Origin of the sequence: Streptomyces sp. NPDC001401 (assembly GCF_042895385.1) — a bacterium.
Taxonomy (GTDB): Bacteria; Actinomycetota; Actinomycetes; order Streptomycetales; family Streptomycetaceae; genus Streptomyces.
Window position 1 is genome coordinate 107,390 of the sequence record NZ_JBIAWI010000020.1, and the last position, 22,305, is coordinate 129,694.

Annotated in this window: 22 protein-coding genes and 2 pseudogenes; 11 read left to right on the forward strand and 13 right to left on the reverse strand. The window is 70.2% G+C overall.

What is annotated here, in order from left to right; translation table 11 throughout:
* Window positions 1-65: 65 nt before the first annotated feature.
* The 4 genes from ACFY10_RS44375 to ACFY10_RS44390 form a co-directional block, all read right to left on the reverse strand.
* A complete protein-coding gene (locus tag ACFY10_RS44375) occupies window positions 66-1,598 on the reverse strand; it encodes an MFS transporter (RefSeq protein WP_390671050.1) in 1,533 nt (510 codons plus the stop codon).
* 11 nt (window positions 1,599-1,609) lie between these two features.
* Window positions 1,610-2,023, reverse strand: coding sequence for a VOC family protein (locus tag ACFY10_RS44380; RefSeq protein WP_390671051.1), 414 nt, complete (start codon window positions 2,021-2,023; stop codon window positions 1,610-1,612).
* Window positions 2,024-2,029: 6 nt separating this feature from the next.
* A complete protein-coding gene (locus tag ACFY10_RS44385) occupies window positions 2,030-2,800 on the reverse strand; it encodes an SDR family NAD(P)-dependent oxidoreductase (RefSeq protein ID WP_390671052.1) in 771 nt (256 codons plus the stop codon).
* A gap of 137 nt (window positions 2,801-2,937) precedes the next feature.
* Complete coding sequence (locus ACFY10_RS44390) at window positions 2,938-3,855, reverse strand: zinc-binding dehydrogenase (protein ID WP_390671053.1); 918 nt, start codon at window positions 3,853-3,855, stop codon at window positions 2,938-2,940.
* A 520-nt stretch (window positions 3,856-4,375) separates the two neighbouring features.
* Here ACFY10_RS44390 and rho point away from each other — a divergent pair.
* The 3 genes from rho (at window position 4,376) to ACFY10_RS44405 (ending at window position 6,909) form a co-directional block, all read left to right on the forward strand.
* Window positions 4,376-5,518, forward strand: coding sequence for a transcription termination factor Rho (gene rho, locus ACFY10_RS44395; protein WP_390671054.1), 1,143 nt, complete (start codon window positions 4,376-4,378; stop codon window positions 5,516-5,518).
* Window positions 5,519-5,974: 456 nt separating this feature from the next.
* Complete coding sequence (locus ACFY10_RS44400) at window positions 5,975-6,196, forward strand: AsnC family protein (RefSeq protein WP_390671055.1); 222 nt, start codon at window positions 5,975-5,977, stop codon at window positions 6,194-6,196.
* A complete protein-coding gene (locus ACFY10_RS44405) occupies window positions 6,193-6,909 on the forward strand; it encodes a Clp protease N-terminal domain-containing protein (protein WP_390671056.1) in 717 nt (238 codons plus the stop codon). The genes ACFY10_RS44400 and ACFY10_RS44405 overlap by 4 nt, the downstream gene beginning before the upstream one ends.
* An 84-nt stretch (window positions 6,910-6,993) precedes the next feature.
* Here the strand turns inward: ACFY10_RS44405 and ACFY10_RS44410 are convergent, their stop codons facing one another.
* The gene (locus ACFY10_RS44410; protein ID WP_390671057.1) at window positions 6,994-7,383 is read right to left on the reverse strand and encodes a DUF2255 family protein; all 390 of its coding nucleotides are present in this window, start codon (window positions 7,381-7,383) and stop codon (window positions 6,994-6,996) included.
* Between the two features lie 325 nt (window positions 7,384-7,708).
* Window positions 7,709-9,337 carry a PucR family transcriptional regulator gene (locus ACFY10_RS44415; RefSeq protein WP_390671058.1) on the reverse strand — a complete coding sequence of 543 codons (1,629 nt, stop codon included), beginning with the start codon at window positions 9,335-9,337 and terminating at the stop codon, window positions 7,709-7,711.
* A gap of 114 nt (window positions 9,338-9,451) precedes the next feature.
* Here ACFY10_RS44415 and ACFY10_RS44420 point away from each other — a divergent pair, with 114 nt between their 5' ends.
* Together ACFY10_RS44420 and ACFY10_RS44425 are read left to right on the forward strand one after the other, a co-directional pair.
* Complete coding sequence (locus ACFY10_RS44420) at window positions 9,452-10,915, forward strand: sodium:solute symporter (protein ID WP_390671059.1); 1,464 nt, start codon at window positions 9,452-9,454, stop codon at window positions 10,913-10,915.
* A gap of 75 nt (window positions 10,916-10,990) precedes the next feature.
* Window positions 10,991-11,761 (forward strand): class II aldolase/adducin family protein, encoded by a 771-nt coding sequence (locus tag ACFY10_RS44425; protein WP_390671060.1) that lies wholly within the window; start codon window positions 10,991-10,993, stop codon window positions 11,759-11,761.
* 248 nt (window positions 11,762-12,009) lie between these two features.
* Here the strand turns inward: ACFY10_RS44425 and ACFY10_RS44430 are convergent, their stop codons facing one another.
* On the reverse strand, window positions 12,010-12,552 hold the full coding sequence (locus ACFY10_RS44430; protein WP_390671061.1) for a HEAT repeat domain-containing protein: 543 nt from the start codon (window positions 12,550-12,552) through the stop codon (window positions 12,010-12,012).
* A gap of 122 nt (window positions 12,553-12,674) precedes the next feature.
* Here ACFY10_RS44430 and ACFY10_RS44435 point away from each other — a divergent pair.
* Window positions 12,675-13,158, forward strand: a pseudogene (locus ACFY10_RS44435) (IS5/IS1182 family transposase); the annotation flags it as partial.
* A gap of 257 nt (window positions 13,159-13,415) precedes the next feature.
* Window positions 13,416-14,342, forward strand: coding sequence for a bacteriocin fulvocin C-related protein (locus tag ACFY10_RS44440; protein WP_390671062.1), 927 nt, complete (start codon window positions 13,416-13,418; stop codon window positions 14,340-14,342).
* A gap of 48 nt (window positions 14,343-14,390) precedes the next feature.
* Here the strand turns inward: ACFY10_RS44440 and ACFY10_RS44445 are convergent, their stop codons facing one another.
* Both ACFY10_RS44445 and ACFY10_RS44450 read right to left on the reverse strand, forming a co-directional pair.
* Window positions 14,391-14,612 (reverse strand): hypothetical protein, encoded by a 222-nt coding sequence (locus ACFY10_RS44445; protein ID WP_390671166.1) that lies wholly within the window; start codon window positions 14,610-14,612, stop codon window positions 14,391-14,393.
* A 320-nt stretch (window positions 14,613-14,932) separates the two neighbouring features.
* Window positions 14,933-15,367 (reverse strand): Rrf2 family transcriptional regulator, encoded by a 435-nt coding sequence (locus tag ACFY10_RS44450; protein WP_390671063.1) that lies wholly within the window; start codon window positions 15,365-15,367, stop codon window positions 14,933-14,935.
* Window positions 15,368-15,495: 128 nt separating this feature from the next.
* Between ACFY10_RS44450 and ACFY10_RS44455 the strand changes: the two genes are divergently transcribed.
* Entirely contained in the window at window positions 15,496-16,251 is a 756-nt protein-coding gene (locus tag ACFY10_RS44455) for an SDR family NAD(P)-dependent oxidoreductase (RefSeq protein ID WP_390671064.1), read from the forward strand.
* A 315-nt stretch (window positions 16,252-16,566) separates the two neighbouring features.
* Here the strand turns inward: ACFY10_RS44455 and ACFY10_RS44460 are convergent, their stop codons facing one another.
* Genes ACFY10_RS44460 through ACFY10_RS44470 form a run of 3 tightly spaced genes read right to left on the reverse strand, consistent with a single transcriptional unit; the run spans window position 16,567 to window position 17,746 of the window.
* Entirely contained in the window at window positions 16,567-16,752 is a 186-nt protein-coding gene (locus ACFY10_RS44460; protein WP_390671174.1) for a hypothetical protein, read from the reverse strand.
* A 17-nt stretch (window positions 16,753-16,769) separates the two neighbouring features.
* Window positions 16,770-17,408, reverse strand: coding sequence for a TetR/AcrR family transcriptional regulator (locus tag ACFY10_RS44465; protein ID WP_390671065.1), 639 nt, complete (start codon window positions 17,406-17,408; stop codon window positions 16,770-16,772).
* 5 nt (window positions 17,409-17,413) lie between these two features.
* Window positions 17,414-17,746: a non-heme iron oxygenase ferredoxin subunit gene (locus ACFY10_RS44470; RefSeq protein ID WP_390671066.1), complete on the reverse strand. Its 333-nt coding sequence runs from the start codon at window positions 17,744-17,746 to the stop codon at window positions 17,414-17,416.
* A gap of 227 nt (window positions 17,747-17,973) precedes the next feature.
* On the opposite strand from ACFY10_RS44470, the pseudogene ACFY10_RS44475 reads away from it, so the two are divergent.
* Window positions 17,974-18,084, forward strand: a pseudogene (locus ACFY10_RS44475) (phosphotransferase); the annotation flags it as partial.
* An 85-nt stretch (window positions 18,085-18,169) separates the two neighbouring features.
* Here ACFY10_RS44475 and ACFY10_RS44480 read toward each other — a convergent pair.
* The gene (locus ACFY10_RS44480) at window positions 18,170-19,582 is read right to left on the reverse strand and encodes an alpha/beta hydrolase (RefSeq protein WP_390671067.1); all 1,413 of its coding nucleotides are present in this window, start codon (window positions 19,580-19,582) and stop codon (window positions 18,170-18,172) included.
* 429 nt (window positions 19,583-20,011) lie between these two features.
* Here ACFY10_RS44480 and ACFY10_RS44485 point away from each other — a divergent pair, with 429 nt between their 5' ends.
* Together ACFY10_RS44485 and ACFY10_RS44490 are read left to right on the forward strand one after the other, a co-directional pair.
* Window positions 20,012-20,770: a DeoR/GlpR family DNA-binding transcription regulator gene (locus ACFY10_RS44485; protein ID WP_390671068.1), complete on the forward strand. Its 759-nt coding sequence runs from the start codon at window positions 20,012-20,014 to the stop codon at window positions 20,768-20,770.
* Between the two features lie 132 nt (window positions 20,771-20,902).
* Window positions 20,903-22,267: an ABC transporter substrate-binding protein gene (locus ACFY10_RS44490; RefSeq protein WP_390671069.1), complete on the forward strand. Its 1,365-nt coding sequence runs from the start codon at window positions 20,903-20,905 to the stop codon at window positions 22,265-22,267.
* Window positions 22,268-22,305 lie beyond the last annotated feature (38 nt).

Consider the following 22,305-nt stretch of genomic DNA (forward strand, 5'->3'; position numbering starts at 1 on the left):
CAACGTCCCGCACACACGAGAAGAGGCCGGGGTCACGGACCCCGGCCTCTCCCCCTCCGCTCCCGCTACGCCGACGCTGTCTGCACCGTCGGCTCGCCCGCACCCACCGCCGAGCGTGCGGTGTTCTTGCGGACCAGCAGGAGCGTGACCAGGGCGCCCAGCAGGGAGGCGCAGCCGCAGATCACCACGCCGACCGCCATGCCATGGCCGAGGGCGGTCTGGGCGGCGGCCCGGGCGCTGTTGCTGCCGGCGTTGACGACGGCAAGGGGACCGGCGGCGGCCTCCATGCCGGCGTCCGCTCCGCTGAGCTTGCCGACCAGGACCGAGGAGGCGGCGCTCATCGCGACGGTGCTGATCACGGCGGGGCCGAGGGCCTGGCCGAACTCGCGGACCAGGCTGGTGGCGCCGCTGGCCATGCCGGTCATGTTGATCGGCACGGCGTTCACGGCCGCGGAGGTCAGCGAGGAGACGACGCAGATGAAGCCGACGCCGAGCAGCAGCACCGGGCCGATGAACGCGGCCAGGGAGGTGGTGGTGATGGGCAGCGCGGCGATCCAGAACTGGCCCGCGGCCATGGGCAGCAGCCCTCCCATCAGCAGCCAGCGCGGCTCGACCCGGGTGAGCATCTTGCTCAGCACCGGTGCCAGAAGGAGCGGGATCAGCTGCAGGATCACGAACGGCATGCCCGCCCTGAGCGCACTCAGGTGCATCACGGCGCCGAGGCGGATGGAGACGCAGTAGGCGGTGCCGATGAACCCGAACATGCCGGCCAGGGCGACGACGGCCGCGGCGGCGAACGACGGGATCTTCAGCAGATCCAGGTTGAACATCGGGGACGCGGACCGCTTCTCCGCAAGGAAGAAGCCGATCAGGGCGACGGCGGCCAGGGAGAGCGAGCCGACGATCGCGGGGCTGCTCCAGCCGCGGTCACCGCCCTCGATGATGCCCCACAGCAGGGCGGTCAGACCGACGGCGATGGTGATCTGGCCAGGCCAGTCCAGGGTGCGGCCCTCGGGCGCCTTGGAGTCGGTGACCAGGATCCAGCAGGTGACACCGACGGCCAGTCCGAGGACGACCGGCGGCACGAACGCCCAGCGGAAGTCGGCGACGGTGGCCAGGATGCCGGAGGACAGCGGGCCCGCGGCCGAGGCGAGGGAGATGCTCAGCGCCCAGGTCGAGACGGCTTTGGCGCGGTCCTTCTCCCCGGGGGTGGCGGCCGCGATCACCGCGAGGGAGCTGGGGAAGAGCGCGGCGGCGCCGACACCGGCCAGGGCCTGGCCGATCCACAGCATGGTGACGTTCTGGGAGGTGGCGTTGAGGAGTTCGCCGAGCGCGAGAACGAATCCGCCGAACACCAGCAGCCGCTTACGGCCGAACAGGTCGCCGACCACGCCGAAATTCAGCTCGAGAATGGCGGTGGGGAGAATGAAGGCGGAGGTCACCCAGGCCACCTGGGAACCGGAGGCACCGAAAGCGGCCTGAATATTGCCGTTGATCGGCGAGGGCACCGTAATGCACAGCTGTGCCGCGGCCACCGCGAGACAGCACGCTATGAGCGTCCCTGTGTCGAGTTTCTTCAAGGAAATCGAATCCGTCATCGCGCGTGCCCTCACTCTGCGTTTTTCTCTATGAGTTCGATGAGATTTCCCTCGGGGTCGGTGACCCAGGCCATACGGATACCGGGCTCGGGGGACGGCCCCGGCGGTACGGCCTCGCCCGCTCCATGGGCCACCAGGGCCTGGTAGACGGGGTCGAGTTCGGGGGTGGTGACCGCGAAGTGCCCGTATCCCTCGGTGAGGGCGGCGGTCAGCGGGTCCGGCGCCCTGAGGCCGGGCGCGGAGCCGGGTCTGGCGAGCAGTTCGATGCGCCAGCCGTGCGGGTGTGCCAGGACGATGCCGCTCAGGCCGGGGCCTTCGAGGTGGAACTCGAAGACGGTCGTCAGCCCGAACGCCTTGGTGTACCAGGCGGTTTGGGCGGCGAGGTCACGGACGTTGACGCCCACGTGGTCCAGTCGCGTGGTCACGGCCGCTCAGCCCGCCATGGCGCTGTCGCCGCCGTCGACCATGAGGTTGGCGCCGTTGACGAACGCGGCCTCGTCGGAGCACAGGAAGGCGGCGGCGCGCGCGATGTCCTCCGGCTCGCCGACGCGACCGACCGGGATCCGTGCCTCCAGCTGGGCCCTGGGCCCGTCCGGGTCGTCGAGGAAGGGCGCGGTGGCCGAGGTGCGGGTCATGCCGGGGGCGATGGTGTTGACGCGGATGCGGTGCGGTGCGCCGGCCGCGCACAGGTGCTTGCTCATCGCCAGCACCCCGCCCTTGGCGGCGCCGTGCGGCACCATCGGCATGAAGGGCGCGCCGCGTACGGCGGCCACGGACGCGACGTTGAGGACGGCACCGCCGCCGCGCGCGATCAGGTGCGACCAGGCCGCCCGGGTGCAGAAGTAGGGGATGTCCAGCTCGTTCTTGATGGTGAAGTACCAGTCGTCGGCCGGCATCGTCTCGAACGGGCCGTTGCGCAGTGCGGAGGCGTTGTTGTAGAGGATGTCGATCCCGCCGAAGGCCTCGATGCCGGCGGCGATCCACTGCTGCGCGCCCGCCTCCGTGGACAGGTCGACGGGCGCGAGCGACCGCATCACTCCGCCGGCCTTCTCGACCATTTCCACGGTTTCGGCGGCGCTGTCCTCGTCGATGTCGCAGCCGAATACGGTGGCGCCTTCCGCAGCGAATACCAGAGCCGCGGCCCGGCCTATTCCGGCCCCCGTTCCACTGATGAAGGCGATTTTCCCGGCCAGTCGACCCATGATTGCCCAAGTCCCTTGTCCCATGCCCGCCGAAGTGCGGTGGTCGCAGCGTAGGTAGGGGTCAGGGCCGGAACAAGAAATAGGTCAAGGAAGGGCCATCGGGGGTTCGTATGGCTGGTATACGGGGCGGACGGAACTCAGTCGATGTCGAGGATCGCCTTCCCGCGCAGACTGCGGCTGCCGAGTGCCTCCACGGCGTCCGCGATCTTGCCCCATGGGCCGCGCCAGCCGACCGGCACGCGCAGCTTCCCGGCGGCGACCAGGGCGAGCAGCCGGCCCAACTGCGCCTGCCGGTCGGTGAGTCCGCCGCCGTTGTAGACCGACACGATCGCCTTGGGCACCGGGCTGCCCAGCGTGGACCCGACGGGCAGCACGGCCTCCCGTCCGGAGGCCCAGCCGATGCTCTGCACGCTGCCTCCGGACGCCAACAGGCCGTAGGCGGCGGCCAGTTGGTCACCGCCCACGGTGTCGATGACCACGTCGACCGGTCCCGTCACCTGATCGACCCGGCCCACCACCTCGTCCGCCCCGAGCTCGGCAACCCACCGCCGCCCGTCCTCGGAACCGGCCACCGCGATGACATGCGCCCCGCCGAGCCCCGCGAGCTGCACCGCGAACCCGCCCACCCCGCCGGAGGCCCCGGTCACCAGCACCCGTCGGCCGAGCAGCGCCCCCGCCTGGTCGAGCGCCCGCAGCGCGGTGCCCGCGGCGACCGGCAGCGTGGCCGCCTCGCCGAGGTCGACGCCGTCCGGAACCACGGCGACATCGGCCACGTCCATGGCGCGCAGCGCGCCGAATCCACCGCCCTCGGCGAAGCCCACGACCCGGCTGCCCACCGCCGGCCCGGTGCCGTGCGCGGCGCCCACGACGACACCGGCCGCATCGAAGCCGATCACCTCGCCCGGCGCCGCCTGCCGCGCGAACCACAGCTCGGCCGCGTTCAGCGAGGTGTGCCGGACCTCGACGAGTACCTGGCCCGGTGCGGGCCGCGGATCTGGGGCCTCACCCAGGCGCAGCCGTCCGGGTGCCTCGGGGTCCACGATCAGTGCGCGCATGACTTGCCCTTCTCGTCGTCGGACATTCGTCCCTCGCCAACTGTGACCGATCCGGAGTTCTTCCCGCCTGCGCCCGGGCGGCGGCCGGTGGCATGTCGTCGAATTCCACTGGATGCACGGAATAAGCGAGGTGATCGGCGCGTTGACGACCACAGGACCGACTGTCCGGAGCAACCATCCGGAGCCCGCGGGAGCCATGAATCCCGCTTCTCCGCGGCTCCATGGCCACCCGCTGAGCGGTTTGACGCCGTAGCTGCTGTGGTACGGTCCTGCTAGCACTTGTGTACGCCCGCGTTGAGGGCGCCGGTGCCGGTTCCTCATCAGTCAGTTCGCCGCATCGCCCACCGTTTCCCGGTCGGCGCACCGGCTTTCCAGCACCGCCTCGTGACCGTCACGGCTGTGCCGTACCCCGAGGTGCTGTTCCTGCCGCCGAAGGCGCTCTGTCCGCCTTCCGTCCGCGGCGTCCCACCCCTTCCTTCCGCATGTCACATGCCATCCGTCCTCGAAAGGACCGACCACCATGACCACCACTCTCGAACACCCCCCTGCCAAGCAAGAGCCCACGACCCAGGTCGCCACCGGTGTCCTCGACATCGACGCGAACGGGAAGGGGCACCTGCGCGCCGAGAGCCTGCTGCCCTCGCCCTCCGACCTCCCGGTCTCCCCCGCGCTGATCCGCCGTCACGGCCTGCGCAAGGGCGACCTCGTCGAAGGCGTACGCGACGGCCGGCGCGCCCTGACCGAGGTCGTACGGGTCGACGGGCGCACGCCCGACGAACTGCGCGGCCGCCGCCACTTCCGCGACCTCACTCCGCTGCACCCGCGCGACCGGCTCCGCCTGGAACACCCGGCGGCCGGCCTGACCGGGCGCGTCGCCGACCTGATCGCCCCCGTCGGCAAGGGCCAGCGCGGCCTGCTCGTGGCCCCGCCCAAGACCGGCAAGACCGTACTGCTGCAGCAGATCGCGGCCGCCGTCGCCGGCAACCACCCCGAGTGCCGCCTGATGGTGGTGCTGCTCGACGAGCGCCCCGAGGAAGTCACCGACATGCGGCGCTCCGTGCGCGGCGAGGTGTACGCCTCGACCTTCGACAAGGCCGCCAAGCAGCACATCGCGCTCGCCGAGCTCGTCATCGAACGGGCCAAGCGGCTCGTCGAGGCCGGCGAGGACGTCGTCATCCTGCTCGACTCGCTGACCCGGCTGTGCCGGGCGCACAACAACGCGGCCGCTGCCGGTGGCCGCACGCTGACCGGCGGCGTCGACGCGACCGCGCTGCTGGGACCCAAGCGGTTCTTCGGCGCCGCCCGGCTGGCCGAGGAGGGCGGCTCGCTCACGATCCTCGCCACCGCCCTGGTCGAGACCGGCTCCCGCGCCGACGACTACTTCTTCGAGGAGCTCAAGAGCACCGGCAACATGGAGCTCCGCCTCAGCCGCGACCTCGCCGCCCGCCGCGTCTTCCCCGCCGTCGACATCAACCCGTCCGGCACCCGCCGCGAGGAACTCCTCCTGCCCCCGGCCGAGTTGACCGCCGTGCGCGGCCTGCGCCGCGCCCTGCAGACCCGCGACGGCCAGGCCAGCCTGGAGACCCTGCTGGAGCGCATGCGCGACACCCCCGACAACGCGACGTTCCTGCGCCGCATCCAGCCGACACTGCCTGCCGACTGACCCGGCCCCAGCGCCTCCCAGGGGCCATCAGGGAGCCAACATCCTCCAGTACCACTTGGGAGCAGCCTGATGCGCCAGGGCACTGGTCAGGGTGGCAGCGGCCGGCCGGGCCTGCCGTGGACCGGAACCGCCGGGGAGGTATCCGCCCGCAGTCCTCGATCTCGGCGGCCTCGGCCCACTCCTTCTGCCCCTCGGCGGTGGCCTCCAGGTGGCGGAACATGGCGTCCTCGTCGGCGTACGGTCAACGTCCTCGGTGAGGCGAGCGACAGGTTCTGGGACCTTTTCGGCGGCCCGCGCACCCACGCCTACGCACCCTTCCGGAGGGTCAAGCGCTGACATTCCGGCACCGGCGGGCCGTTCGCCGACATCCGCCGCAGCAGGCGAATCCACGACGCACGCACCCTCATCGTCAGCATATGTTGACGCCATCCCGGCCGTCAGCATATGCTGACGAGCATGCAGAACACACTCGAAATCGCCGAGGGAGCCGCCAGCAACGACCCGGACGTCGGGCTCCGCGCAGTGGCCGCCCTGCGAGAACTCACCGAACGGCTGGAGATCCTCCAGGTCGAGAACGCACGCAAGCTGGGCTGGTCCTGGCAGGACATCGCCCAGCGGCTCGGCGTCACCAAGCAGACCGTGCACCGCAAGTACGGCCGGCTGATCGGGAGGCCATGATGTTCGAACGCTTCACCCCGGACACCCGCACCGTCGTGGTCCACGCCCAGGAACACGCCCGACGCCTTGGACACCACTACCTCGGCTGCGAGCACCTCCTGCTCGCCCTCGTCTCCACCGACCAGCCGGCGAGCGCCGTTCTGCGGGAGCACGGCCTCACGCCCGAGCGCGTGGAGGAGGAGATCGTCCGTCAGGTCGGACTCGGGGCCGGATCCCTGCTGTTCGGCTCCCTCAACCGGGACGCACTGGCCTCCATCGGGATCGACCTCGACGCCGTGCGCGCCAGGATCGAGGAGTCCTTCGGACCGGAGGCCCTCACACGAGCCGGCCGAACCGTCCACGGGGCATCCCGCCCGTCCAGGCTCGACCCCCGGCGCGGAGTGCCCCCGGGTCTCGTGCGTCGCTGGCGCCGGCGTCGCCGCGCCCGAGGCGCCGTCCTTACGGGAACGGCCCCCGCTTGTACCGGTCTCCATGAGGCCACCGACGCCCGCCCCTCCGGGCATATCCCGTTCACCGCTCGCGCCAAGGAGAGTCTGGCCAACACCGTCCGCGAGGCGCAGGCCCGGCACGACGACACCATCGGCGTCGAGCACCTCGCTCTCGGCCTCATCGCCATGAACAGAGGGCTGGTGCCGTCTGTCTTGTCTGCCGTCGGTGCGTCTGCCCCGGCATTGCGAGCCGCGATCGTCGACCGCTACCGGCAAGCGAGCTGACCGCGCTCCCTGCCGGATCGCCAACTTCCACACCTGGCATCCCCGAATCTGGTCGCCGCAGGTCACACCCCCTGAGGCCCGCGCTCAGCACTGTGGGCCGACACGCAAGGTGGTGGCGCGGGCCTGTTCGGCGATCATGGGCTCGACGTAGCCGCTGTAGTGGCCGTACTCGGCCCGATAGGCCGCATCCACACGGTCGTTGACCACCGGATCGCTTTCCGGAGTGAAGGTGACATCGGCTTCCTCGGCGCCGGCGGTGATGTGCCCGGCGTTGCTGGTTCGGGCGGTCTTCCACCAGGTGCCACGGGTGCCGTGCCAGGAGCGGACGTACAACTCGTCGCCGTCGCGTACGACCCGGACGGTGGGCGGCTCGCGCAAGGATCCGTCGCCGCGTCGAGGCGCGATGTCCAGTTCCTCGGCCGCGGCGATGCGTTCCAGTGCCTCGGTGTTCCAGGTGTGCCGCCCCGGGCACACCCGACCACGACGCCCTGCAACTTCTCGCCGCCTGGGCGGCCACCGAGGACGTACGGCCCGCCCCGCATCCGCAGCCTGCCGCCGGCCAACGGGGCTGACGCGCGCGGTGCGCTGCTGTACGTGCCCTCAGCCGACGGCCCGGCGCCGCCGTCGCTCGAAGCTCAACCAGCCGATTCCCGGTTGCCGGAGTAGATCACATCGAATCACGGCCAACCTCCGCACGTCGATGCTTGCCGACCCTGCCGGTCGGGAGCCACCGGGGACCGTCAAGTCGACTGGGCCATGCCTGTCTGCTCAAAAGGCGATGCCCGAAGCCAATTCCGCTTCACGAACGCATGCGCCCTGCGTCGGCCGGCTCCCCGGGCAACCACTGCAGGGCGAACCAGAGTTCCATGCGGACGCCGGGGTCCTGGAGGTCGACGTCGAGGAAGTCGGCGACCCGTGCCAGGCGGTGGCGGACGGTGTTGCGGTGTACCTGCAGGGTCGCTGCGGTGCGGTCCCAACTGCCGTGGAGGGTGAGCCAGGTTCGCAGGGTGTCGAGGAGGACCGGGGCCCCGGGTGTGCCCGCCCGGTCCAGGGGGGCGAAGCGGGTGCGGGCGTGTTCGCGGGCGTCGGCCGGGGAGACGAGCGCGTGGACGGTGAGGGCCTCGGGCATGTGGACGACGGCCGGTGCTTCGGCGGCGATCGCGCGCTCCAGGGCGCGTTCGGCCTGGGTGTCGGCGTGCGGCAGGTCGGGCGTGGCCGCGGGTGCGCTGAAGCCGAGAACCCACCCGAGGTCGGCCGCCTGCGCGGGGACGCTCGGCCGGGCGTCGGGGGCGCTGGGTACCAGTGCCTTCAGGTGGGGGCCGTCCATGTGCACGTACGGGGTGCCCAACAGGGTGCCCAGCGCGGCCAGTTGAGCGGGGTCACCGCCGGTCCGCGGTGCCGGCGCGGAGCGTGAGGGCAGGTGCCGGCCGTGCACCACGGTCCAGTGTCGGCCCCTCGCCCCGCCGGCGGGTACGAGGGCGGGCGCGACCTCGGTGGGCGTGGCCCCGAGCATGAGCCGTACCAGCGCGCCGACGCTGTCGGTGTCCGCGCTCAGGGCGTGCCGCGGGCTGGTGAGCAGGGCCAGCAGGACCGTCGCCGTGCCGGTCACCTGGCGGTGCACGACGGCGGGGGCCGTGGTGGCGGCCTGCCCGAGGGCCAACGCGATGGTAGCGCCGTCCGCACCGGGGAGGGTGTGGACGGTCAGGTGGAGATCGTGGCCGGGATCGCTTCCCTGATCCGGGCGGGCACCTGCCGGGTGGTGAGCGGCTGCCGCCGTGGGACGCGCGCCGCGCAGCAGTGTGCGCACGGTGAGATCGCGAAGAAGCCGTCGGGCGTGGGGGGACGCGGGGCGGGGGCCCGCGGAGAAGAGTTCGGTGCCCTGGGCGTCGTAGAGGACCGACCAGGCCCCGGTGTGGGCGGCGAGCTGGCCGAGAACGGCCCGCAGGGCGTCCGGGCGGGCGGCCGCCGAGGCAAGCGCGGACTGCGCCCGGGAGATCTCCCGCAGCTCACGGTTGCGGGTCTCGGCGATCGCCGCGTAGGTGGCCTGGCCTACGGCGACGAAGGGCGTGGCCGGCGGCAGGCGCAGGAGCGGCAGGCCATGGCGGTCGCATGCGCGCACGAGTTCGGGCGGCACCTCGGGGTGCACGGGGGCGACACCGAAACCGAGCGCGGCGACACCGGCCGCGACGACCCGTCGTACGTACGTGTCGACGCCGTCCGCGTCGTCGGGGAGCCGTACGCCCGCGGTGAGGAGGAGTTCGCCGCCCACCAGGTACGGCGTGGGGTCCTCGATCTCCGTGGTGCCGACCGTGGAGACCGGACGGTCCCCGGCCGCGGATCCGGCGACCTGGGTGAGGCCGAGACCCGGGTCGGCGAGCAGCACACGCAGCGGCACGGACGGCTGCTCGGCGCTGTCGGATTCATCCAACGGACGCCTCCACATTGGACAGAAACGGCACTTCAGCACCAGTACACCCGATGACTACGGTCATGTCACCTCCCCCCGCTCCCCTTCCCCTTCTCCCTCCCCCGGAGGACCCCCATGACCGTCGACTACCTCGTCATGGCCGCATACCTGTTGGGCATCATCGGCGTCGGCTGGTGGGGCAAGCGGCGTGCCGCCTCCAAGAGCGACTTCCTGGTCGCCGGCCGCCGCCTCGGCCCGCTCATGTACACCGGCACCATGGCCGCCGTCGTCCTCGGCGGCGCCTCCACGATCGGCGGTGTACGCCTCGGCTACACCTACGGCGTCTCGGGCGCCGCCATGGTCGGCGCGATCGGCCTCGGACTGCTGGCGCTGAGCGTCTTCTTCTCCGCCCGGATCGCCCGGCTGCGGGTCTACACCGTCGCCGAGATGCTCTCCCTGCGCTACGGCGACGCCGCCAGCGTGATCTCCGGCGTCGTCATGTGGATCTACACCCTCATGCTGGCGGTGACCTCGACGATCGCGTACGCCAGTGTCTTCGACGTCCTGTTCGACGTGCCGCGCTGGGTCGCTGTGATCGTCGGCGGCACGATCGTCGTCGGCTACTCGGCGCTCGGCGGCATGTGGTCCATCACGCTCACCGACATGGTGCAGTTCGTGGTGAAGAGCCTCGGCGTGCTCGTCCTGCTGCTGCCGATCGCGGTGGTCAAGGCGGGCGGCTTCGCCGCCATGGCCGACCGGCTCCCGCACGGCTACCTCTCCCCCACCTCCATCGGCGGGCAGACCATCTTCACCTTCGTGCTGATCTACACCTTCGGCATGCTCATCGGGCAGGACATCTGGCAGCGTGTCTTCACCGCCCGCAGCGACAAGGTCGCCTCGTGGGGCGGCACGGTCGCCGGCGTCTACTGCCTGGTCTACGCCCTGGCCGGCGCGTTCATCGGCATGGCCACCAAGGCGCTCTACCCGAACCTGGCCGCCGCCGACCAGGCCTTCGCCACCATCGTCAAACACGCGCTGCCGACGGGCGTGCGCGGACTGGTGCTGGCCGCCGCGCTGTCCGCGATGATGTCCACCGCCAGCGGCGCCCTGATCGCCTCCGCGACCGTGGCCAACAACGACATCTGGGCCCGGCTGCGCCGCCGCATCCCCGCCGCCCAGGAGCACGACGAGATCGGCTCCAACCGGCTCGCCATCGCGGTACTCGGCCTGGCCGCCATGGTGATCGCCTGCGTCCTCGGGGACGTCATCGAGGCGCTCACCGTCGCTTACAACCTCCTCGTCGGCGGCCTGCTCGTCCCGATCCTCGGCGGCCTGGTCTGGCGGCGCGGAAACCTGCCGGGCGCGCTGACCTCAATGGTCGTGGGCGGTACGACGGTGATCGTGCTGATGGTGACCGACGGCCTGCTCGCCAACGAGCCGATCTACTACGGCCTGCTGGCCGGCCTCGTGGCCTACGTGGCCGTCAGCCTCCTGACCCGGCCGGCGGAGGAAGCACTCATCGAGGCCTGGCGCCGCCGACTCGCGGGCGAGCCGGTACCGGCATCGACAGCCACGGCCCCCGAACTCAGCGCGGCCTGACCACGACCCGTTCGCCCCACGCACCCGCACCCGCACCCGCACCCGCACGTGCCCGTACTCGCAGAAAGGCCCCCGATGCCCGCCCCCGCCCCGACCATCCCGGAAGAGGAACTCCGCCTGCGCCGCGAACTCGCTGCCGTCTACCGCCTCGTGGCCCACTTCCGGATGACCGACCTGATCTTCACGCACATCTCGGTCCGGCTCCCCGGCCCGGAGCACCATTTCCTGATCAACCCCTACGGCCTGCTCTTCGAGGAGATCACCGCCTCGAACCTGGTCAAGATCGGTCTCGACGGCAACCCCGTGGAGGAGACTCCTCACCCCGTCAACCCGGCCGGCTTCGTCATCCACAGCGCGATCCACGCCGCCCGCCCCGACGCGCACTGCGTCCTGCACACCCACACCCGGGCGGGCTGCGCGGTCGCGGCCCAGGAGGATGGTCTGCTCCCGCTCAACCAGATCTCCATGGAGTTCTACGGCAGGCTCGGTTACCACGCCTACGAGGGCGTCGCCCTCAACCTCGCCGAACAGCGGCGGCTGGTGGCCGACCTCGGCGACCACCCGGCGATGATCCTGCGCAACCACGGCCTCCTGTCCGTGGGCGAGACCCCCGCCCAGGCGTTCCTGCGCATGTACTACCTGGACAAGGCCTGCGAGATCCAGACCACGGCCACGGCCGGAGGCGCGAAACTCGTCCTCCCCGCCCCCGAGGTCCGCGAGCTCACCGCACGCCAACTGGCCGGAGAGGACGACAGCTCCGACCTCCAGGACGACAAGGCCTACGACCTCGCCTGGTCGGCATTGCTCCGACTCGTGGAGCGCATCGCCCCTGACTACAAGGACTGAGGACTGAGGACCGAGGACCGAGGCGAACTCGGCGGCATTCGGCCGCTTCGATCGTGCCCCCTGTCGGCGGCGGTGAGTTGCTGGGCGCCGCCGTCGGCCATGCGGCCGCTGATGACCGGGCCGGCCGCGTAGGGGGCGTCGTCGTAGCACGTCACGAGGGTGCCTCAAGGCGCCTGGTGGGCGGCTCCCGTGCTCGAGCCCCCCGCCCGCCGGGGGAATCGACGTAGTAGCGCTGAAGGCTGTCCGCCTTATCGGGTCGCGGGCGGAAGGGTCCTTTCGTAGATGGTCCCGCCGGGTGTGAACCAGCCCGCCTTCTTCCGTACCGCGGGGCTCGGGTCGTTGGCGTGGGACGCCTTCAAGGCGGCAAGGGCGCGTGGATCGGAGTGGGCGAACTTGCCGACGAGTTCGGCAGCCATGGCCCGGACGTGCGGGTCGGGGTCTGAGACCAGGTGGTGCAGCGAGGGCTCGAGGACCCGGTCCGGGCCCGGTACGCAGGTGTCGCCCTTGCACCTGTCACAGGCCAGAGCGTGGAATGCGGCGATCCTGACGCGGGCGTCCGGGTCGTCGGCCATGGCGACGAGTTCACCCATTGACTCGGTGTCGACCAGGTGATCGAGAAGGCGGCAGCAGCCCTCACGGACGGCCGGATTCTCGTCATGCAGACCTGCGCGAATGGCGCTCAGTGCGGTCTCTCCGCGTCGTAGCAGCTCGCGGTATGCCGCAACGGTGCGCTGAGGGTCGCCCAGGCATGCGACGAGGGCTTCGTTGTCGGTCCTGACGAATCCGAGCATGACCTCAGTCTCGAGGCACGAGTTGAATCCCGGCAAAGGGATTTTTACGCCCACGAGACAGAGGCGGCGCCCTTGCCTTGGAGGGCGCCCAGTATGTGATCTCGCATTGGGCTGATCTCCACGTGGCTGGTGTGATCACGGCGTCGGAGCCGTCCTGGACGACCCCGTTCGCCGGGCCGAGCCCACGCCGGTTCGGCAAGCTGATCACAGCGTTGCTGCGCGAGGGCGCGACCCGGTGCGCAAGGGCCGGCCCTGGCGCCGCTATTCGGCATCTCGAATTCGGCCGCCGGCCGCATCATCAACCGCCTCGGGCCCTTGCTTGCACTCCAGCCGCGTAAATGGTTCCGCAGGGATCACCAGGTCGTCATCCACGCCGCCCCCCCAGCTCGTCGTCGCGGTCGGCCGGCCATTGCCCGGCAACCGCAACGACCGCAAGGCTTGGGGCTGTCCGGCGCGAAAGACGCCGTCGGCCAGACCATCGTCATCGCGGACGACGGCTACCGCGGCACCGGCCTGGTCATCCCGCACCGCCGCGAACGCGGGCAGGCCGAACCCCCGGCTTGGAAAGAGGAACACAACGCCTCCCACCGCAAAGCGCGCCCGCGTCGAGCACCCTCGCCGAACTCGAGCTCCGTAACCGGATCCAGGCCGCCTGGGCCACCGGGCTTCGGAACGTTCCCCTGCACGACACCGCACAGAAACGGTCTGTGAATGTAAGACGTTTCGATCCTCATCGAAATGATTGACGCTTCCAGACGCCTCGGCAAATGATTTTCTCTTCAGGTATATCCGATGCGCGCAAGAGTGCTGAATGTCGCGCTACACCATGGGACGGGTTGTCACTTAAACGTGGGGAGAAGCTTGTGACCGAGTGGATATTGGCATTCGACGCCGACTGCCGATTCTGCGAAGAAGTGGTGGATCGGGTTCGCCTGTCCGTCGACGGCACGTTGACCATTGCGGGCCTCACGGAACCCCGTATTCGCGGCCTGCGCGCGCGTGCCCTGGGGGAAGGGGCCGAGTGGGCCCCGACCCTGTTGGCGGTCAACGGCGACCAGGTACGGGCCTGGACCGGAGCCGCGCTGTCCCTCCGCCTGGCGCGGCTGTTGGGGCCGTCGGACTCGCTGCGGGTGGTGCGCGCGCTCCGCGACCTCGATGCGCTCCGGCCCCCGAGCCGTCGAGGAATCCTCAAGGCCGTGCCGGGGCTGGCCCTGGGAACGTTTCTGGTCACCGGCGGCCTGGCAACCTCACCCGCGCAGGCTGTGACCCGCGCCAAAGGCAGTAAGGCGTCGCGATGGGTGAAGGCCAACCCCGACCGGCTGCCCTCCGGCTACTCCGAGTTCGCTTCCTACCCCGCGGACTATCGGCGCGCCATTTACGGCGCGCTGTCCGCTTCGGCTCGGAGTGCTCTGTGGGTGGCGCACTTCGCGAACTACCGGAAGACGCACCCCGGTCTGTCCGCCGAGCAGTCCGCCGTCCTTGACGACGCGACGCGGCTGGCACCGCAGATCATCGCGGGGCGCCGGCAGGGAGCAGCCGTCGAAGAGCTGGAGACGGCGGTTGTGGCGGCGTTCGGCCAGAGGGAGGCGCGGGCGATTCTCAGGGCGCTGGGCCCTGCCGACACTCAAGGCGCTGCGCCTAGGAGCGATCAGAGCATCCAGGCGGTGGACTGCAATTCCCAGTGCGCGGGGACCGGAAGCTGCGACACGGTGTGCTACGCCTCGTGCAACTGGACCGATTACGGCTGCGGTCCACTGTGGCTGGGGCCGTGCAGCGGGCTTTGCAACTGAAGCCACCCCTGCTCGGGGCTCGCGGCTTCCTATGAGCTCGTAACACGATCATGGGCGGGCCTTCTTGAGGCGTCTCCAGCAGATGAGGCTGCCGGCCAACGAATCGAAGGCGTCGTGGAGCTCGGTTCGGCGTTCCCAACGGACGGCGAGGCGTTTGAACTGGTCGCGCAGGGCGAAGGTTTGCTCGACGCCGTAGCGGAGTTTGCCCAGGCCTTTGATGTTCGGGGCGCCCTTGCGGGAAATGACCGGCAGGATCCGCCGCTTGCGCAGTTCCCGCCGGTTGGGGTCGGAGTCGTAGCCCTTGTCACCGAGGAGTGAGCCGGGGTGGCGGCACGGGCGGCCGGGCCGTCGCGCGGACGTGGGAGCCGTCCATGCACGCGCGGGACCAGTCGAGTTCGCCGGCCCCGTTCAGCTCGGCGAGCAGGATGCGGTGCAGTTGGCCGAAGACCCCAGCCTGCTGCCACCGCTCCAGGCGCCGCCAGCGGGTCTGTCCGGAACCGAACCCCGGCTCCAGCGGCAGGAGTTGCCAGGCTATTCGCCGGCCTGGGCATGGATGGGGATTTTGGTGATGTCAGGGCGTAATGGGGAGGCTAGCGAGGTGCCGCGAGTACGTCCCGCAGTACGTTCGCGAGCGTGACGCGGGCCAGCTCGTGTCTCACGGTCTGCTCGATGCCCTCGTAGATGCTCTGCATTGCCGGCTGGATGCCGTGACCCACCACGCATTCCTGGTCCGGAGTGGTGCGGTGCATTGCGAACAGCGGGCCGGGTTCCACTGCCTCGTACACGTCGAGCAGGGTCATCGACTCCAGCTCGCGCGCCAGCGACCAGCCCGCGCCCACGCCCCGCCGGGACTCCACGAGCCCAGCCCTGCGCAGCTCGCCGAGCAGCCGCCTGATCACCACGGGGTTGGTGTTCGCGCTGGTCGCGATCTGCTCGGAGGTGGCGACCTCATGGCCCTGGCGCTGGTAGAGACCGATCCAGGCAAGCGCGTGGGCGGCAATGGTCAACCTGCTGTTGGCGCTCATGGACCCCTCCTCTCGGCTGCAACGCTTCATGTTACGACAGCGCAGTCGTAACAGCTAAGGTTGCAACAAGCTGTCGTAACAATTAGCGTTGCGACTGCCGGGATGGGTCAATCAACGAGGTGAGAAGAATGAGCAAGCCACTCACGGGCAAGGTCGCCCTGGTCACCGGGGGGTCGCGCGGACTGGGAGCCGCGACGGTACGGCTGCTGGCCGAGCAGGGCGCCGACGTCGCCTTCACCTATGTCAGCTCCGAGAAGCAGGCGCAGGCTGTCGTCGACGAGGTGCACGGCAAGGGAGCGAAGGCCGTCGCCTTCCAGTCCGACCAGGCGGACATGAGCCGGGCACCGGCGCTGATCGACGACGTGGTCGCGCACTTCGGGGGCCTGGACATCCTCGTCAACAACGCGGCGATCTCGGTGGAGCAGGGCCGCACGGTGGACGACCCGGACGCCGACACCGCCGCACTGGACCGGATGCACGCCACCAACTACCTCGGCGTGATCGCCGTCATCCGGGCCGCCTCCCGAGTGCTGCGCGCGGGCGGCCGCATCATCACGGTGAGTTCCGGACTGGGCTCCCGGGTCGGCGCCCCGGGCCTTGCCGACTACTCGGCGACCAAGTCCGGGATCGAGAGGTACACCATGGGGGTCGCACGGGACCTCGGGCCCCGGGACATCACGGCCAACGTCGTGGAGGCCGGACTGATGGAGGGCGGCATGGAAGGGCCGGGCCCCGAGACCCTCAAGGCCCTGGTCAGCTCGCTGTCCCTGCAACGCGTGGGGCACCCCGAAGAAATCGCCGCGGCGATCGCCTTTCTGGCGAGCCCCGCCGCGTCGTACGTCACGGGCGCGGTGCTGGACGCCCACGGCGGCTACAACGCCTGAACCCGAACCCCTGCCGCGCGCCCCGGAGGACATCGCGCCCTCGGGGCGCGCACCGCCGACGACCCGCACGCGTGGACACGCCTCAAGAAGACCGGATCGTGATCGCGTTACGAGCTTTAGGGCACGCCCCACGCTGAACTCGACCCGATGGTGTGGGGAACCGAGACGTTCATGACCGCCGAGGGGAGAAGAGCGAGATTGGCCTCGCGCTTTCATGGGCGTACTCGTCCACGTCTTGATCAAATAAGCGGAGAGTGCTCCTGAACTGCAACGATGGGACTTGTCCAGGGTCCTGTTGGCTCGTCAGCAAGGTGTTCAGTGATCGAGCGGCTCGTAGTCGGACCAGTCGGCGTAAATCCCGCCCGAGGAGGGCGAGTCCAGCGGCAGGCGCAGTTGGCTCGGCCGGTCCAGCGCGTTGCCGATCTGGGTCCAGTGCGCCGGGTCCCGGCTGTGGTGGTGCCCGTCTCGGGCATGCTCGACCCCCTGATCGAGTCCTCTCACTGGTTCACGAGCCCGGTTCACTGATGGTGGTCACCGGTCCCGGCGGCTACGGCAAGTACTGGGCCCTCATCCTGGCCAGCTGTGACTCGCCGTACCAGGTCCACCCAAGTGCTCTGCAGGCGTGCGGTGGTGGCCTGGCACTGGTTGCGCAGGTGGTCCATCATCTCGAGGTCCGTGAAGGCGAGCAGGGCGTGGGCAAGCATGTCGTGATCGCCCTCGACGCCCGCCTCCTGCAGGAGCGACGAGACATGGTGGTGAAAGGCGCGGCCGTAGTGCGAGGCCTGGCGTCGTTCGCAGGGGATCTGACGCCCCAGCGCCGGGCCCAGGTCCGTATCGTCGGCGACGCGCTCGATCAGGGCACAACCGAACGCCGCCAGCCGGTCTTTCGCCGGTGCCCCCGGCCCCAACGGAGGGGGACCGAAGGTGTACGCCTCATGGAATTCCGCCTCGGTGTCGCCCACCAGAGCCAGCAGGAGACCGCTGCGGTCGCCGAACCGTCGGAACAGGGTGCCCTTCCCCACGCCGGCCGTCTGCGCGACCTCGTGCATCGTCACATGCTCGGCTCCCCGGTCGGCCACCAGCCATGCGGCTGCCTCCAACAGCCGGGCACGGTTGCGGGCGGCATCGGCACGCTCCGCAGCGGCATCGTCCGGCACCTGCGTCACCGACCGGCCCGCGGTACGAGGCGTGCGTACACGCAGCCGTCCTCGATCCGTACCGGATACACGGGGACGGGGCGTGTCGCCGGCGGGTCGAGGGGGTGTCCGGTGCGCAGGTCGAAGCGGGAGGCATGCAGCCAGCATTCGACCGTGCACCCGTCCACCTCGCCCTCGGAGAGGGAGACGGCACTGTGCGAGCACACGTCATGGATCGCGAACACCTGTTGCTCGGTCAGCACGAGGGAGACGGCGACGCCCTCCGTCTCGAACCGCCGAGGCACGCCCTCCTTCAATTCGTCGAACTTGCAGAGGTACGTATAGCCGCTGCTGGGCATCGCTCTCCTCGGATTCACCCATGACACCGGGGTGGGCCAAGCTGATCGCCAACGCTAGCGACGCAGGCCGGGCCTGGGACCCGCCCCCGGTCCGAACCGGACTCGGCACATGGACCTAGGGCTGACCTGGGGCCGGTTGCGAAAGTGCCGACTGGGAAGGCGTTTGCCGCCCGTCGGTGCCCGGTGTTCGGATGCCGTCCATGAGCGCGGGGCAGATGCATCCCGATATGCACCCCGATATGCACCCCATGGACGACGGCCTTGTACGGCGCTTGATCGCCGGACAGTTCCCTCAGTGGGCGGGGCTGGCGGTGAAGCGGTGGCCGTCCGGCGGCACGGCGCTTCCCGATCCTCAGCACCTCGCACCGGGCACGGCCGTGGCCACCCACGGCCGTGCCCCCAGCGACATGAGCGATCCCGAACTCAGCGGTCGGCAGGGTACGCCGGGCCGTCGCGGCCGACCGTCAGCCGGGCCGGGCGGTAGGGGACATACGCCGCCCCGTCCAGGCCGAGCGCGGTGGCGGACCGCTGGAGCGCCGTCGGGGTCGCGGCGTCGTCCCAACGGCCGGTGGTGACGCGGTGTTCGAGAGCGTGCAGGGCGGCCACCGTCTCGGCGGTGGTGAACGTGCAGTGGCCCTGCCGCTCGACGTACGCCTGCCGCAGCAGCGCGCCGTCGCCGGAGGCGCGCACGCGAGCGGCGAAGCGGTTCTCCTGCTGCACCGGGACCAGGTTGTCGGCGGTGGTGTGAACGTCGAGCAGGGGCACCTCGAGTCCCTGGCCCGCGGAGGACGTCCGCTGCGCGGTGCGGACGGCGGCGGGATCGGCGGCGATCGCGGCGCCCTCGGTCAGTGTGCGCAGATCGGCATGCAGGTCGAGACCGGCCGCCTGGTAGAGGGCACGGACCTGGGATGCGTGTTCCGAACCGGCGAGCAGGCGGCCGTAATCCACGCCCCGATTCCAGGAGTTGCTGCCGCCGACGGACTGCTCGACGGCGTAGCGGCCGCCCTCGACGAACGACAGGATGCCCTGCGCGAACCAGTCGTACTGCTGCTCCTCCTGGCCCGCCCAGTCGGTCGGGGCGGGCCGGTCCTTTCCGGGCGACCAGGCGGGCAGGTTGAGGTAGGCGGCGGCCAGCGCGATCCGGGCCCGGCCCTGCGGGGTGGACTGGGCGGCGGTGACCGCCTTGGTCAGCAGGTCGGCGGTGGCGGACGCCTCGGCGGAGGTGCCGAACCGCACGAGTTTCACGTCCTGTCCGGGCAGCAGCAGGCGGGCGATGGTGTACTCGGCGTCCAGTTGGTAGTTGTCCAGATCCGTGCCGCCCGCGACCAGGCCGCACTGGCCGAGCGCGCCGTCTATGTGCCCGCCGCCGTCACGGGCCAGCTGCGCGTTGACGAGTCCGCCCATGGACTGGCCGACGGCCAGCGTGCGCCGCGGGGTGCCGATCTTCGCGGTGACGGCGCCGAGCGTGGCGAACTGGTCGCGTTCGGCGCTGTTCAGGGCCCACATCGAGCCATGGGGGTCGTACGACGATCCGGTCAGCGCGTAGCCCTCGGCGAGCAGTTCGGTGCGTACGGCGTCGGTGGGGGCGTCCCTGGCGACGGTGGGGCCGAAGCCATGGCTGAACAGCAGCAGGGTGCCGTTCCAGTTCTCGGGTACGTCGGCGATCCAGGTGGCGCCGTCGGAGAGGGTGCCGGTGAGGTGGGTCGTGGCCGGGGTGTCCGCCTGGGCGGCCGGTGAGGGGAGGGTGGTGAGCGCCGCGGACGCCAGCGTGACCAGGGCGGCCAGGGCGATACGCAGACGTGTGCGGGGAATGCGGGTACGGGTTCCGGCAGACACGGTGCGGCTCCTTGGGGGCGGATGCGGGGGGGTGCGGGCGGGCCGGAGCAGATGCTCAGTGCACTGAGCGAAGGCGTCGAGGAATGTAGGGCTCTTTTGTTGCCACAGTCAAGAGAGTGCACAACATTGACGGCCGTCCCTGGGGGCAGGGCCGTTCACCTCGGAGACGCCATGGCCGCACCGCACCCACCTGCATGGGTACCGCCTCCGCCCGGATCGGGCACCGAAGCAGCCGCACGCGGGCATCGAAAGGGGATAAGCAAGCGGTAATTCGGCCCCTGAACTGCGCTTCCCAGCCAATCTCACCGGGCATTATCGGGCAGATTCCTGCCCATTGCGGGCCGCTGAACCGGAAAAGGCCGTTGATATAAATATGCGGCGCGACCGGGCACGCCTTGCCCGAACCGGTACCAAAGCGAGGTGAGCGCGGTGAATGCCGAAGAACGTCAGGGCAGGATTCTTGCGCTCGCCCGCCATCAGGGCCGGGTCGAAGTCACCACCATGGCCGTCGACCTGGCCGTCGCACCGGAGACCATCCGCCGCGATCTCGGCGTACTGGAACGCAGGGGTCTGCTCCGCCGCACCTACGGCGGCGCCTATCCGGTCGAAGGGGCGGGTTTTGAAACCGGTCTCTCCGAGCGGGTGACCCTGCATATCGCCGACAAGCGCCGCATTGCCGCGGAGGCGGTCAAACTTCTCGGCGATGCGGAGACCGTATTCGTGGACGAGGGCTACACCCCACAGCTCCTCGCCTCGTTGCTCCCGGGCGACCGCCCCCTCACGGTGGTCACCGCCTCACTGTCCACGGCGGCCGCGATCGTGGACTCCCCGCACACCGTGCTGCTCCTCGGAGGTCGTGTCCGGTCCCGGACGCTGGCCACAGTGGGCTCATGGGCCTGCGCCATGCTCCAGGGTTTTGTCGTCGACCTTGCCTTCATGGGGTCGAACGGCATCTCCCGGGAGCTCGGTCTGACCACCCCCGATCCGGTGGTGGCCGACGTCAAGGCCAGGGCGCTGGCCGCGTCGCGGCGACGCGTCTTCATGGGCCACCACAGCAAGTTCGGCGCGAGCAGCTTCTGCCGCTTCGCCGAGGTCGGTGACTTCGAAGCGATCGTCACCGATGCCGGGCTGTCGAACTCCGAGGCGCACCGCTACTCACTGATGGGACCCCGCGTCCACCGAGTCTGAGCGGCTGGACCCGCACTCCCCCGTCGGCTGCTGATCCGCCGGAGCCGTCCGGGCGGCAGCCCCAGCCCGCACACGCACGCCCGATCCCCACTCCCGAGCCTTCATACCCGACATTTCATGAAAGGGACGATCATGAACACAAGACCACGCACCCTGCGCCGCGCAGTGCCCCTGGGCGCCCTGGCGGTCTGCGGCGCACTGCTCACCGCATGCGCCGGTGCCGGCGGAGCCGGCGGCGGCTCCGGCTCCCACTCCATCAACGTGCTGATGGTGAACAACCCGCAGATGCAGGACCTGCAGAAGCTCACCGCGGCGAATTTCACCAAGGAGACCGGCATCAAGGTCAACTTCACGGTGCTGCCCGAGAACGACGTCCGCGACAAGATCACCCAGGACTTCTCGAGCCAGGCCGGCCAGTACGACGTGGCCACGATCAGCAATTACGAGACCCCGATCTACGCCAAGAACGGCTGGCTCGCCCCGCTCACCTCGTACACCAAGAAGGACACCGCCTTCGACCAGGGCGACATCCTGCCCGCCATGCAGGAGTCCCTGACGGCGTCCGGGCAGATATACGCCGAACCGTTCTACGGCGAGTCGTCCTTCCTGATGTACCGCAAGGACGTCTTCAAGGAGAAGGGGCTGACCATGCCGGCCAACCCCACCTGGCAGCAGGTGGCCGGCCTGGCGGCCAAGGCGGACGGCGCGAAGCCCGGGATGAAGGGCATCTGCCTGCGCGGTCTGCCCGGTTGGGGCGAGCTGATGGCCCCGCTGACCACGGTGGTCAACACCATGGGCGGCACCTGGTTCGACAAGGACTGGAAGGCCCAGGTCGACAGCCCCGCGTTCACCAAGGCCACCAAGTTCTACGTCGACCTCGTCCGCGCCCACGGCGAGGCGGGGGCCCCGCAGTCGGGGTTCGCCGAGTGCCTCAACAACATGGAGCAGAGCAAGGTCGCCATGTGGTACGACGCGACCTCGGCGGCCGGATCGCTGGAGGCCGACGGATCGCCGGTGGCCGGAAAGATGGGCTACGCGCCCGCGCCGGTCGACCAGACCAAGAGCTCGGGCTGGCTCTACACATGGGCCTGGGGCCTGCAGAAGGCCAGCAAGCACCAGGGCGACGCCTGGAAGTTCATCTCCTGGGCATCAGGCAAGAGTTACGAGGACCTGGTCGGCAAGAAGCTCGGCTGGTCCCGGGTTCCCGCGGGCAAGCGGACCTCCACCTACGCCAACCCCAAGTACACCGCGGCGGCTTCGGCGTTCGCCGATGCGACCGCGCAGGCGCTGAAGTCCGCGGACCCGCAGAACCCCGGCGTGCAGCCCCGGCCCGCCCCCGGTATCCAGTTCGTCGGCATCCCCGAGTTCACCGACCTGGGCACGCAGGTCTCCCAGCAGATCAGCTCCGCCATCGCCGGCCGCACCAGCGTCGAGAAGGCGCTGAAGACCAGTCAGGCGCTCGCCGAGAAGGTCGCCGCCAAGCATGCGGCCAAGTGACCCGTCCTCGATCCACCCGACGCTACCCGGCATCCCGG